This is a genomic window from Comamonas sp. BIGb0152, from assembly GCF_024809975.1.
GTDB lineage: Bacteria > Pseudomonadota > Gammaproteobacteria > Burkholderiales > Burkholderiaceae_C > Comamonas.
The window spans coordinates 578,391-591,174 of sequence record NZ_JANUDY010000001.1 but is presented as its reverse complement, the minus strand read 5'-3'; the positions used below and the strand labels follow the sequence as shown (position 1 = coordinate 591,174).

Sequence of the window (12,784 nt, the reverse complement as noted above, 5' to 3'; positions counted from 1 at the left end):
CCAGAACGGATTTTTATGACAGGAGTGCCAGGCTTGGATCGTCAACAGGCGCCAAGCGCACTCGTGCCTGTGGCCAGCGGCCTCCTGCGCTGCCGCCACCCTGAAGGCCATTGATGGACTATGTAATTTCCCTGCTGGGGCCGCTGTCCAACGGCGCCCTGGTGACTCTCAAGCTGTTTGTCATCACCCTGGTGCTGTCGGTGCCACTGGGTCTGGCTTTGGCGCTGGCGCGCCTGTCGCGCTTTAAGGCGCTGTCGCGCTTTGTCGAGGCCTACATCTGGCTGATGCGCGGCACGCCGCTGATGCTGCAGCTGCTGTTTATCTATTTCGCGCTGCCCTTTGTGCCGGTGATTGGCGTGCGCCTGCCCGATTTCCCATCGGCTGTCGTGGCGTTTGCGTTGAACTACGCGGCCTATTTTGCGGAGATCTTCCGCGCCGGTATCCAGAGCGTGGACCGGGGCCAGTACGAGGGCGCCAAGGTGCTGGGCCTGTCCTACAGCCAGACCATGCGCCGCATTGTGCTGCCCCAGATGGTGCGCACCATCTTGCCGCCGGTCAGCAACGAGACCATCACCCTGGTGAAGGACACCTCGCTGATCTATGTGCTGGCGCTCAATGACCTGCTGCGCGCCGCGCGCGGTATTGTGCAGCGCGACTTCACGACCACGCCCTTTGTGGTCGCGGCGGCCTTTTACTTGCTGATGACTCTGGTGCTGACCTGGGGCTTCAACCGCCTGGAAAAGCGCTATGCCAAATATGACGCCTGATTGGCTGGGGTGGATGGATGTGCGGGGAGTGGCCACGGCGAACGGGGCAGGAGAATGGCAATGACTGGCAATGACATGGGCACCCCGGTGATGGTGCAGGCGCGTGATATCTGCAAGGCCTTCAATGGCACCGAGGTGCTCAAGAAGGTGTCGCTTGATATCCACAAGGGCGAGGTGATGGCGGTGATCGGACCTTCCGGCTCCGGCAAGAGCACGTTCCTGCGCTGCTTGAACCACCTCGAAGTGATTGATGCGGGATCGGTGGTGGTCGAGGGCCAGACCTTGGTCAGCACCAATGCGCAGGGCCAGGCCCAGTACGCGCCCGAAGCCCAGATGCGCGCCATTCTGCGCCGCATGGGCATGGTGTTTCAGGGATTCAACCTGTTCCCGCACCTGTCGGTGATCGAGAACATCACCGAGGCACCGATGGTCGTCAAAGGCCTCACGCGGGACCAGGTCATGCCCAAGGCCCAGGAGTTGCTGCGCAAGGTGGGGCTGCAGGAGAAGGCCGATGCCTATCCGGCGCGTCTGTCGGGCGGGCAAAAGCAGCGCGTGGCCATTGCGCGCGCGCTGGCGATGGAGCCGGACATCATGCTGTTCGACGAGCCCACCTCCGCGCTGGACCCCGAGCTGACCGGCGAGGTGCTGCGCACCATGCGCGAATTGGCCGAAGAGCATATGACCATGTTGGTGGTGACCCACGAAATGGGCTTTGCCCGCGAGGTGGCCAATACTGTGGTTTTTATGGACCAGGGTTCCTTGATCGAAGCCAAGCCGGCCCGCGCTTTCTTTGAAGATTGCAGCCATGCCCGCATTCGTTCCTTTTTGGACAATATGCTCTAATCACGGGCGCTTTCACGTTTGTTGACGCTGGCGCCGAAGGGGGCTGGCGCTGCCCGTGCGATGCTGGATCGTTGTCTTTTCGCTGCCGATAGAAAATAGCCTATGGGGCTGCGGGGCTTCATTGGTCTGGGTTACGATCTGGCGATATAAATACATTCATGAATGTTTGTTACAGGCGGTAAGCGTCACGGCTTACGCTGCGACAACTGACTACAGAGAGGGGCATGGCCCCTCTCTTATGATGACGATGCCGGATGTTCCCGGCTTTTCTATGCAATCCAACGCTCAACCTCCACTTGTCGAACTGCGCAATGTCACCTTCGGCTATGGCGACCGCTTGATCCTGCGCGATGTGTCCTTGCACATTCCGCGTGGCAAAGTGACGGCGTTGATGGGCGCATCCGGCGGTGGCAAGACCACGGTGCTGCGGCTCATCGGCGGCCAGGCCAAGGCCCAGTCGGGCCAGGTGCTGCTGGGCGGCCAGGATGTGGGTGCGATGAGCCAGGCGCAGCTGTATGCGGCCCGGCGCCGCATGGGCATGCTGTTCCAGTTTGGCGCGCTGTTTACCGACATGTCGGTGTTCGAGAACGTGGCCTTTCCGCTGCGCGAGCACACCGATATGTCCGAGGGCCTGGTGCGCGACATCGTGCTGATGAAGCTGCAGGCCGTGGGCCTGCGCGGCGCGCGCGATTTGCTGCCTTCGCAAATCTCCGGCGGCATGGCCCGGCGTGTGGCGCTGGCCCGTGCGATGGCACTCGATCCCGAATTCATCATGTACGACGAGCCCTTTGCCGGGCTGGACCCGATTTCGCTGGGCACCTCGGCACAGCTGATCCGCGAGCTGAACGACGCGCTGGGCCTCACCAGCATCATCGTCTCGCACGATCTGGAAGAGACCTTCAAGCTGGCCGACCAGGTGATCATCCTGGGCCCCGGCGTGGTGGCTGCGCAGGGCACGCCCGATGAGGTGCGCGCCAGCCAAGATCCGCTGGTGCACCAGTTTGTCCACGCACTGCCCCAAGGGCCGGTGCCCTTTCATGTGCAAGGGCCCAGCATCGATGAAGACTTTGGCATCGCTGCCTCGAAAGGAGACCGCTGATGCGTTGGTGGCATCCTGCTGATATTGGTTTTGCACTGCGCAGCAAGGCCGTGGCTGTAGGCCAGGCCACGCGTTTGCTGCTGCGCCTGCTGCTGGGCCTGGGCTATGTGCTGCGGCGCCCCGCCTTGTTGCGTGACCAGATCCATTTCTTGGGCAATTACTCGCTGGCCATCATTGGCGTGTCGGGCCTGTTTGTCGGCTTTGTGCTGGGGCTGCAGGGCTATTACATTCTGCAGCGCTACGGCTCGGCCGAGGCCGTGGGCATGATGGTGGCGCTGACCTTGCTGCGCGAGCTGGGCCCGGTCGTCACGGCGCTGCTGTTTGCCGGGCGCGCTGGCACGGCCTTGACCGCCGAGATCGGTTTGATGAAGGCGGGCGAGCAGCTCTCGGCCATGGAGATGATGGCCGTCGACCCGGTCGAGCGCATTCTGGCGCCGCGCTTTTGGGCTGGCTTGATTGCGATGCCGCTGCTGGCTGCCGTGTTCAGTGCCGTCGGCATCATGGGCGGCTGGATTGTGGGTGTGCTGATGCTGGGCATCGACGGCGGTGCCTTCTGGGGCCAGATGCAAAGCGGTGTCGATGTATTCAAGGATCTGGGCAACGGCGTGATCAAGAGCATCGTGTTTGGCATCACCGTGACCTTTGTCGCCTTGCTGCAAGGCTTTGTGGCCAAGCCCACGCCAGAAGGTGTCTCGCGCGCCACCACGCGCACCGTGGTCATGGCCTCCTTGTCGGTGCTGGCGCTGGACTTCATGCTCACCGCGATGATGTTCAGCATCTGACGCCTACTCTATAGATACAGAAAAGAGAAACGGATACGCATATGCAGCCCTCCAAAACCGATATCTGGGTTGGCCTGTTTGTCATGCTGGGCGCTGCGGCGCTGGTGTTCCTGGCGCTGCGCGCGGGCAACTTGCTGACCTTGGATTTCAACAAAGGCTATGAAGTGACCGCCCGCTTTGACAACATTGGCGGCTTGAAGCCCCAGGCTGCGGTGCGCAGCGCGGGCGTCAAGGTAGGCCGTGTCAAGAGCATCAGCTTCAATGACCAGACCTTCCAGGCCGATGTCCATGTCGAGCTGACGAATGGCTATGCCTTCCCCAAGGACAGCTCCTTCAAGATCCTGACCAGTGGCCTGCTGGGCGACCAGTACGTGGGCGTCGAGGCCGGTTTCGATGAAAAGCCTTTGGCAAGCGGTGACACCGTCACCAATACACAATCGGCCATCGTGCTGGAGAATCTGATCGGCCAGTTCCTGTATGGCAAGGCCTCAGAGAGCTCGGCACCGAAAGCCGCCGAATAACACAAGCTAAAAACGAGAACGATGATGCGTTATCCAACCAACAAGCAACGCGCACGCACCTGGATGCTGGCGTCTTCCCTGGGTCTGGCCGCTGCGCTGACCGGCTGCGCCAGCGGCCCTGGCGCCAATCCCCGCGATCCGCTGGAGCCCTACAACCGGGCCATGTTCAGCTTCAACGATGCCGTTGACACGGCGGTGCTGGAGCCCGTGGCCACCGGCTACCGCGATGTGACGCCGACCGTGGTGCGCACTGCCGTGACCAATTTCTTCGCCAATCTGGGCGATCTGTGGTCGGTGGTGAACAACGCGCTGCAGCTCAAGGGTGAGGGCACCTACAACAGCGTGGTGCGCTTTACCACCAACACCGTGTTCGGTCTGGGCGGTTTGATCGACGTGGCCAGTGAGATGGACATCGAGCGCCACAAGCAGGACTTTGGCCTGACCTTGGCGCGCTATGGTGTGCCTGCAGGCGCCTACATCGTCTGGCCGCTGCTGGGCCCCTCGACCATCCGCGACTCGGCGGGCATGGTGGTGGACTGGCAGGGCAACGTGGTCAGCTCCATCAACGATGTGCCGGTGCGCAACTCGCTCACCGGTCTGCGCATCGTCAACACCCGCGCCAATCTGTTGAGCACCACCTCGCTGGTGCAATCTGCGGCGCTGGACAAGTACAGCTTCACGCGCGATGCCTATTTGCAGCTGCGCCAGAATGCCACCCAAGCGGGCGACGACGAAGACGAGACCCAGTGGATGAACGAGTCGGCCGCCGACCCCGCGCCTCAGGGCGGCGTCAAATAAGCCAAATTTATAAAAACTTACAAGAAATCTGGTGGTGCATGCAACTGCGCGCCCACCTCAGCCTCTAAAAAACGTTCGGGTCTGGGTTGCAGACGCGGGCTACAAAGGAACCAATATGATCAATCGTCGCGCATGGGTACAGTACTCCGCTGCATGGGCTGTGGTGGCCGGCCTGGCATCTGCTCCATTGATGGCCAGCGCTGCAGACATGGCGCCGGACGCCATGATCAAGCAGCTCTCGGACGAAGTGCTGAGCACCTTGAAGACCGACCAGTCCATCCGCGGTGGTGATGTCTCCAAGATCACGTCTTATGTGGACAGCGTGGTCATGCCCAATGTGGATTTTCGCCGCATGATGGCCTCGGCCGTGGGCCCCAAGTGGCGTACTGCCACCGCCTCCCAGCAGCAGCAACTGCAAGATGAGTTCAAGAAGCTGATGGTCAACACCTACGCCGGGGCGCTGCACCAGGTGAGCAACCAGACCATCAGCGTCAAGCCGGTGCGCATGCAGCCTGCGGACAAAGAGGTGGTGGTGCGCTCTGAGATTCTGGGCCGTGGCGACCCGATCCAGCTGGACTACCGCCTGGTCAAGACCCCCGGCCAGGGCATGGGCTGGAAGATCTACAACCTGAATGTGATGGGCATCTGGATGGTGGAAACCTACCGCAACCAGTTCCAGGAAGAGCTCAACAAGCCCGGTGGTAGCCCCCAGACCTTGATCGATTCGATCGCTGCCCGCAACAAGGCCAACGCAGGCAAGTAAGCCATGGCCGTGCTCAGCCTGCCCTCGACCCTGACCCATGACCAGGCCCAGGCCTGCCTGCAGCAGTTGCAGGCTGCCATGGCGCAACTGCCCGCGGGCGCCGATGTGCATATCGACGCCAGTGCACTGGCCGTGTTTGATTCGTCGGCACTGGCCGTGCTGCTGGGCAGCCGCCGCGCGGCATTGGCGGCGAGCCGGCCCTTTCAGATGAGCGGATTGTCTGCACCCGTGCTCTCGCTGGCGCGCCTTTATGGCGTCGATGGCCTGATCGAGACCGCCGGCTGAGGCCTGAATCCCCAGGACAGCGCCATCCGGCCGCTGCGCCTACAATGGCCGACTCATGTCCGCCATCGCATTCCAATCCGTCTCCAAGGTCTACCAGACCGCCAAGGGTCCCTTCCAGGCACTGAACAACGTCAGCCTCGATATCGAGGAAGGGGAGTTCTTTGGCCTGCTTGGGCCCAATGGCGCGGGCAAGACTTCTTTGATCAGCATTCTGGCCGGCCTGGCCCGCGCCAGCAGTGGTTCGGTCAAGGTGCTGGGCAGCGATGTGCGCGAGGACTATGCCAACGCGCGCCGCAAGCTCGGCATCGTGCCGCAAGAGCTGGTGTTTGACCCCTTCTTCAATGTGCGCGAGTCGCTGCGCATCCAATCCGGCTACTTCGGTGTCAAGAACAACGATGCCTGGATCGATGAGCTGCTCGAAAGCCTGGGCCTGGCCGACAAGGCCAGCGCCAATATGCGCCAGCTCAGCGGTGGCATGAAGCGCCGCGTGTTGGTCGCCCAGGCGCTGGTGCACAAGCCGCCCATCATCGTGCTCGATGAGCCCACGGCTGGCGTCGACGTGGAACTGCGCCAGACCTTGTGGCAGTTCGTCAGCAAGCTCAACAAGCAGGGCCACACGGTGCTGCTCACCACCCATTACCTGGAAGAAGCCGAGGCGCTGTGCAACCGCATTGCAATGCTGCGCTCGGGCCATGTGGTGGCGCTGTCGACCATGGCCGAGTTGCTGCAGGGCAGCTCGTCGAATGTGCTGCAGTTCAAGACCGATGGCTTGCTGCCCGCTGATCTGGCGGCGCAGGCCCGTATTACCGGCCGCATTGTGCAACTGCCGGCCAGCAGTGCTGCGGATGTGGAACGTATCTTGGGCCAGCTGCGCACCGCCGCTGTGGTGGTGGAAGACCTGGAGATCCGCCGCGCGGATCTGGAAGATGTGTTTTTGCAAGTGATGGCGCGCGATGCCGTGGTGGACCATGCCACGACGCAACTGGGCGCGGGAGTGGCACGATGAACGGCTGGCAAACCCTGTTTTACAAAGAAGTGCTGCGGTTTTGGAAGGTGAGCTTCCAGACCGTGGCGGCGCCGGTGCTGACCGCTGTGCTCTACCTGCTGATCTTTGGCCATGTGCTGCAAGGCCGGGTGGCGGTGTTTGACAATGTCAGCTACACCGCGTTTCTGGTGCCGGGCCTGGTGATGATGAGCCTGCTGCAAAACGCCTTTGCCAACAGCTCGTCGAGCCTGGTGCAAAGCAAGATCATGGGCAGCCTGGTGTTTGTGCTGCTGACGCCGCTGTCGCACTGGGGCTGGTTCTTTGCCTTTGTCGGCGCCTCCATCGTGCGCGGTCTGGCTGTGGGCCTGGGGGTCTATGTGATCACCCTGTTCTTTGCGCCACCGCATTTTGCGTCCCTGCCCTGGGTGCTGATGTTTGCCGTGCTCGGCGCCGGCCTGATGGGCACCCTGGGCCTGCTGGCTGGCCTGTGGGCCGACAAGTTTGACCAGATGGCCGCGTTCCAGAATTTTGTGATCGTGCCCATGACCTTTCTGTCGGGTGTGTTCTATTCGATCCAGTCGCTGCCCCCGTTTTGGCAAAAGGTCAGCCACCTGAACCCCTTCTTCTACATGATCGACGGCTTCCGCTACGGCTTTTTTGGCCAGAGCGATACCTCGCCCTGGCTCAGTCTGGGCATTGTGGCCGTGGCCTGGCTGCTGGTGAGTGCGCTGGCCGTGCAGCTGCTGCGCACCGGCTACAAGATCCGCAATTGATGAACACCTGCTGCTGCCGTGTTGCAGCAGCCGCCCGGCCAGAGGCGCGCCCCACGCAGCCGCTGGCCGGTCTTTCGAATCGACTAAGTGAGAGCGTGCAATGACTGCTGAGGACCTCAAAGACATCATCGCGGCCAGCCTGGCCTGTGAGCATATTGCGCTGGAAGGTGATGGCCGCCACTGGTTTGCCACCATTGTTTCGCCCGCTTTTGAAGGCAAACGCCTGATCCAACGCCACCAGCTGGTCTATGCCACCTTGGGCCAGAAGATGCACACCGACGAGGTGCATGCGCTGTCGATGAAGACGCACACCCCCGCCGAGTGGGCTGCGCTGCAGGCCTGATTATTCTTGTTTCAACCCTGGCTGGCCCCGCCCCATCCGCGAAGGATGCGCAGGCTGCCGCTGGCGAAAGCGCCCAATGGACAACACCACCATGATCACCTTGGCCCTCTCCAAAGGCCGTATTTTTGATGAAACCCTGCCGCTGCTGGCAGCCGCAGGCATCGAGGTGCTGGAAGACCCCGAGAAATCGCGCAAGCTGATTTTTGCCACCACCCAGCCCGATGTGCAGGTGGTCTTGGTGCGTGCCTCCGATGTGCCCACCTATGTGCAGTACGGCGGTGCAGACCTGGGCGTGACCGGCAAGGACACCTTGCTCGAACACGGTGGCGAGGGCCTGTTCCAGCCGCTGGATCTGCAGATTGCCAAGTGCCGCGTGAGCGTGGCGGTGCGCAATGATTTTGACTATGCCCAAGCCGTCAAGCGCGGCGCACGCCTGCGGGTGGCCACCAAGTACCCGCTGATTGCGCGTGAGTTCTTCGCACGCAAGGGGGTGCACGTGGACCTGATCAAGCTCTACGGCAGCATGGAGCTGGCGCCCTTGACGGGCCTGGCCGATGCCATCGTCGACCTGGTGAGCACCGGCAACACCTTGCGCGCCAACCACCTGCAGGAAGTCGAGCACATCATCGACATCAGCTCGCACCTGGTGGTCAACCAGGCAGCGCTCAAGCTCAAGCAAAAGCGCCTGCGCCATATCATTGATGTGTTTGCCGCGGGTGTAGCCCAAACCGCCCCGGTTTAAGCGCCCCCTCTCAGGCTGGCACTTGCCTGTTTGAAAAGTGTCTGAGTCAGAAGGTAACCACTATGGAATTCGTCGCCGCTCCCGCCCGTCTGTCAACCACCGATGCCCAGTTTGAGCATGATTTTGCTCAGCGCCTGCATTGGTCGGCAGACACGGATGCGGCCATTGAGCAGCGGGTGGCCGATATCCTGGCAGACGTGCAGCAACGCGGCGACGCTGCGGTGCTGGACTACACGGCGCGCTTTGATGGCCTGCAGGTCAGCAGCATGGATGTGCTGGAGCTGCGCAAGGAAGAGCTCAAAGCCGCCTTTGAGGGCCTGCCCGCCGAGCAGCGCGAAGCCCTTGAATCCGCCGCGCGCCGGGTGCGCTCGTACCATGAGGCCCAGAAAAAGGCCAATGGCGAGAGCTGGAGCTACCGCGACGAAGACGGCACCTTGCTGGGCCAGAAAGTCACGCCGCTGGACCGCGTCGGCATCTATGTGCCCGGTGGCAAGGCCGCCTACCCCAGCAGCGTGCTGATGAACGCCATCCCCGCCCATGTGGCCGGTGTGGAAGACATCATCATGGTGGTGCCCACGCCCCAGGGCGTGAAGAACCCGCTGGTGCTGGCTGCCGCCTATGTGGCCGGCGTGCACCGTGCCTTTACCATTGGCGGCGCCCAGGCGGTGGCCGCCTTGGCCTATGGCACGGCCACCATCCCCAAGGTGGACAAGATCACCGGCCCAGGCAACGCCTATGTGGCCAGTGCCAAAAAGCGCGTGTTTGGCTTGGTGGGCATCGACATGATTGCCGGCCCCAGCGAAATCCTGGTGCTGGCCGATGGCACGACGCCACCGGACTGGGTGGCCATGGACCTGTTCTCGCAGGCCGAGCACGATGAGCTGGCGCAGTCGATTCTGCTCTGCCCGGATGCCGCTTACCTGGATGCCGTGCAGCGCGAGATTGACCGCCTGCTGCCCGAGATGCCACGCAAGGCCATCATCGCCAAGAGCCTGTCCGACCGGGGCGCGCTGATTTTGACGCGCAACATGGAAGAGGCCTGTACGCTGAGCAACCGCATCGCGCCCGAACACTTGGAGGTTTCCGCCCGCGATCCGCACCAATGGGAGCCCTTGCTCAAGCATGCCGGCGCGATCTTCCTGGGTGCCTACACCAGCGAGAGCCTGGGCGACTACTGCGCAGGCCCCAACCATGTGCTGCCCACCAGCGGCACGGCCCGTTTCTCGTCACCGCTGGGGGTCTACGATTTCCAAAAGCGCTCCAGCCTGATCGAGGTGAGCGAGGCCGGTGCCCAGGTGCTGGGCAAGACCGCTGCGGTGTTGGCCTACGGCGAAGGCCTGCAGGGCCACGCGCGGGCGGCCGAGATGCGCATCAAGCGCTAAGCATCGCTCGCCTGCTGCCCCCAGCCAAAACGGCAGGGGCAGAGCAAGCAAAGCGGTGATCAACGGCGTTCGCAGGCTGCAGGCACATAGGCGCGCCATTGAACCACCAGGTCCGCACGGCTCTGGCCTCGGGGCCAGGGAATGGCCCATTCGCCTTCATGCATGTGCATGCCTTGCAGCCCATCAAGCACCGGATAGGGCCCAGTTGGGGCATCCCGGTCCGCATCCTCTTCAGCCTGCCAGATCCGCAGTGCGCCACGGCTTTGCAGCCGCTCGGCCGTGGCCCAGGGTGAATAGCGTGGGTCGCCCGGGATCAATACCGACGGCTGGCTTTGGGCGCCAATCGCCACCAAGCCGCCCGTCCAGGCATCGCTGGCCACGGTATCCAGCGGGCAGCTGGACAGCGTGTTCCAGGTGGCCTCGGCCTGCTGCGCCAACGCGGCGGAGGGCCAATCGCTGCGCACCGGGCTTTTGCGAAAGTCCGAGATCTTCCACAGGTAGAGGCCGCAGAGCAGCGAGATGAGAACCAACCACACAACAATGCCGCGCAGCAGATAACGGCGCATGGGGCCTAGCCAGGCGCTGGGGATCAGCGCGGCAGCCAGCACGCCGCTGAAAGGCCACATCGGCACACCCCACATATCACGCAGGCGCAGGCCCAGCGCCATGCCCAGCGCGGCCAGCAGCAAACCGGGTGCAAGGGCGATCAGGCAAAGGTAGGCGGGCTGCGTGCTATGCCATTGCCAGGGGGCGGTGGTAGCAGGCCGCAGCTTGGACCAGCGCAGCCGAACATAGGCAAACAGCAGCACCAGCAGCAGCGGCAGGTGGTTGAGCAGCTGGGTCAGCAAAAAGCCCAGCGCGCCGGCGCGGGGCGATTCGCCCGAGGTGCTGGAGCGGTACTTGGCATAGGAGAAAGGCAGCCAGTCGTGGTGCTGCAGCCAAAGCAGATGCGGCGCAAACACCAGGGCCATGACGGCCAGCGCCAGCCAGGGCCCGGGGCGGCGCAGCAGGCTGCGTGCTGGGCTCAACACGGTAAACAGCCCCAGGCACAGCAGCAGCAGGCCGATCGAGTATTTGCTCAGCAGGCCCAGGCCTGCCATCAGGCCGAGCATCAGCCACTGCCAGCGCTTGTCGTCCTGCCAGGCGGCCAGGTAGAAGTAGCAGATACCCGCCCAAAACGGCATCTGCGCGATGTTGTGGTTGAACTCCAGCGCGGGCCGGGTGTAAAAGACCACGCCCATGGTCAGCACGGTGCCGATAAAGGCCCGCTCGCGCCCTACCAGGCGGCAGGCCGTCAGCCACACCAGCCACAAGGTGAGCGCCACGCACAGCTGGCTCAGTGCAAAGGGGCCCCAGCGGCCCAGCGCCAAAAAGGACACATGCAGCGCAATCGGCGGCAGCGGTGGGTGCTTGTAATAGCCCCATTGCCACTCACGGCCCCAGCCCAGGCTCTCGACCACATCCAGCGGAAAGCTGGGGGCCAGCAGCGGCGGGAAAAGGGTCCAGGCCAGCGCATACAGGCAGGCGAGGGCCAGCATGAGGCGCAGCGTTTTCTGGTGGCCGGGTGGTGGGAGAAGGAGAGAGGCGGCAGGGTACATGCAACAAAGCGAGGTGGGGAGCCTCGCAACGCTGGGGCGGGGTTGCAGGCCATGTAAAGCTGGCTAGTGTAGCTGCAGGCTTGCGGCTCCATCTAGCGCTGGCGGCGTGCCGGGCTGGGGTTTTGGTTACTGAAAATGTCAGTCGCTGTGGGCAGGCGCGAGCAGATCGGCCAGGTTGCGCAGTGCTGGCGCACAGGCTTCGTGCAGTTGCATATCCAGCACGGCGCCATCGCGCATCTGTCCCAGGTTGATGGCTGCCACCGGCAGGCCCGCTTGCTTGGCGGCATGGACAAAGCGCAGGCCCGAATAGACCATCAAGGAGCTGCCCACCACCAGCAGCGCGCCACTGGCGGCCAGCCCATCCAGCGCCTCCTGGCGGCGTGCAGGCGGCACGTTTTCGCCATAAAAGACCACATCGGGTTTGAGAATACCGCCGCACACCGGGCAGGCCGGTACCTGGAAAGCCGCAAAGTCCACACCGGCCAGGTCCGCATCGCCGTCGGGTGCGGCTTGCGCGCTCAGGTGCTGCCAACCGGGGTTGGCTGCCAACAGCTGGTGCTGGAAATCGGCACGCGCCAGGCGATGCTTGCAGGCCATGCACACCACCTGGTCCAGCCGGCCATGCAAATCCACCACCCGGCGGCTGCCAGCGCGCTGGTGCAGGCCGTCAACATTCTGAGTGATGAGGGTCTGGACAAAGCCCGCCTGCTCCAGCTGGGCCAAGGCATGGTGCGCCGCATTGGGCTGCGCTTGCGAGAACACCGGCCAGCCCACCAGGCTGCGCGCCCAGTAGCGCTGGCGTGTGGCCGGATCGTCCGCCATGAAGTCCTGAAAGCGCACGGGGGCGGGGCGCTTCCAGGCGCCTTGTGCATCGCGGTAGTCCGGAATGCCGCTGCCGGTGCTCACGCCCGCGCCCGTCAGCACGGTCCAGGGGCGGTGCTGTGCCAGCAAAGTGGTCAGGGCTGCCAGATCAGCAGTGGCGGCAGTGGCGGCGGGGGTTTGCGGGAGCGCATCAGTAAGAAGTGGCATGGCGTAGGGGCTTGGCTGCCTGGGATGATAGTGGCAGCGGCAACCCACTGCTGCAGTCTGGATTGACGACACGA

The 12,784-nt window shown here is 63.2% G+C and carries 15 protein-coding genes; 13 read left to right on the top strand and 2 right to left on the bottom strand.

All coding sequences use genetic code 11. The features are described from left to right. Window positions 1-113 precede the first annotated feature (113 nt). The 13 genes from M2375_RS02655 (at window position 114) to hisD (ending at window position 10,083) form a co-directional block, all read left to right on the top strand. Window positions 114-767, top strand: a complete 654-nt coding sequence (locus tag M2375_RS02655; RefSeq protein WP_259163746.1) for an amino acid ABC transporter permease — start codon at window positions 114-116, stop codon at window positions 765-767. Window positions 768-821: 54 nt separating this feature from the next. Then, window positions 822-1,610 (top strand): amino acid ABC transporter ATP-binding protein, encoded by a 789-nt coding sequence (locus M2375_RS02650; protein WP_310473157.1) that lies wholly within the window; start codon window positions 822-824, stop codon window positions 1,608-1,610. Window positions 1,611-1,881: 271 nt separating this feature from the next. After that, window positions 1,882-2,709 (top strand): ABC transporter ATP-binding protein, encoded by an 828-nt coding sequence (locus tag M2375_RS02645; protein WP_259163744.1) that lies wholly within the window; start codon window positions 1,882-1,884, stop codon window positions 2,707-2,709. Continuing rightward, a complete protein-coding gene (gene mlaE, locus M2375_RS02640) occupies window positions 2,709-3,491 on the top strand; it encodes a lipid asymmetry maintenance ABC transporter permease subunit MlaE (protein ID WP_259163743.1) in 783 nt (260 codons plus the stop codon). The genes M2375_RS02645 and mlaE overlap by 1 nt, the downstream gene beginning before the upstream one ends. 41 nt (window positions 3,492-3,532) lie before the next feature. Further along, the gene (mlaD, locus tag M2375_RS02635; protein WP_259163742.1) at window positions 3,533-4,012 is read left to right on the top strand and encodes an outer membrane lipid asymmetry maintenance protein MlaD; all 480 of its coding nucleotides are present in this window, start codon (window positions 3,533-3,535) and stop codon (window positions 4,010-4,012) included. Window positions 4,013-4,036: 24 nt separating this feature from the next. After that, complete coding sequence (locus M2375_RS02630; protein WP_259163741.1) at window positions 4,037-4,810, top strand: VacJ family lipoprotein; 774 nt, start codon at window positions 4,037-4,039, stop codon at window positions 4,808-4,810. Between the two features lie 115 nt (window positions 4,811-4,925). After that, window positions 4,926-5,573: a phospholipid-binding protein MlaC gene (locus M2375_RS02625; RefSeq protein WP_259163740.1), complete on the top strand. Its 648-nt coding sequence runs from the start codon at window positions 4,926-4,928 to the stop codon at window positions 5,571-5,573. Between the two features lie 3 nt (window positions 5,574-5,576). Next, entirely contained in the window at window positions 5,577-5,858 is a 282-nt protein-coding gene (locus tag M2375_RS02620; protein ID WP_310473156.1) for an STAS domain-containing protein, read from the top strand. A gap of 55 nt (window positions 5,859-5,913) precedes the next feature. After that, window positions 5,914-6,864 carry an ABC transporter ATP-binding protein gene (locus M2375_RS02615; RefSeq protein ID WP_259163739.1) on the top strand — a complete coding sequence of 317 codons (951 nt, stop codon included), beginning with the start codon at window positions 5,914-5,916 and terminating at the stop codon, window positions 6,862-6,864. Beyond that, complete coding sequence (locus tag M2375_RS02610) at window positions 6,861-7,616, top strand: ABC transporter permease (protein ID WP_182325453.1); 756 nt, start codon at window positions 6,861-6,863, stop codon at window positions 7,614-7,616. Before M2375_RS02615 ends, M2375_RS02610 begins: the two co-directional genes overlap by 4 nt. Window positions 7,617-7,716: 100 nt before the next feature. Further along, complete coding sequence (locus M2375_RS02605) at window positions 7,717-7,959, top strand: BolA family protein (protein ID WP_259163738.1); 243 nt, start codon at window positions 7,717-7,719, stop codon at window positions 7,957-7,959. 91 nt (window positions 7,960-8,050) lie between these two features. Further along, window positions 8,051-8,701: an ATP phosphoribosyltransferase gene (gene hisG / locus M2375_RS02600; protein ID WP_259163737.1), complete on the top strand. Its 651-nt coding sequence runs from the start codon at window positions 8,051-8,053 to the stop codon at window positions 8,699-8,701. Window positions 8,702-8,763: 62 nt separating this feature from the next. After that, the gene (gene hisD, locus M2375_RS02595) at window positions 8,764-10,083 is read left to right on the top strand and encodes a histidinol dehydrogenase (RefSeq protein WP_259163735.1); all 1,320 of its coding nucleotides are present in this window, start codon (window positions 8,764-8,766) and stop codon (window positions 10,081-10,083) included. Window positions 10,084-10,142: 59 nt separating this feature from the next. Here hisD and M2375_RS02590 read toward each other — a convergent pair whose 3' ends face one another. Together M2375_RS02590 and M2375_RS02585 are read right to left on the bottom strand one after the other, a co-directional pair. After that, a complete protein-coding gene (locus M2375_RS02590; RefSeq protein WP_259163733.1) occupies window positions 10,143-11,621 on the bottom strand; it encodes a glycosyltransferase family 39 protein in 1,479 nt (492 codons plus the stop codon). A gap of 198 nt (window positions 11,622-11,819) precedes the next feature. Beyond that, complete coding sequence (locus M2375_RS02585; RefSeq protein ID WP_259163732.1) at window positions 11,820-12,710, bottom strand: NAD-dependent protein deacetylase; 891 nt, start codon at window positions 12,708-12,710, stop codon at window positions 11,820-11,822. Window positions 12,711-12,784 lie beyond the last annotated feature (74 nt).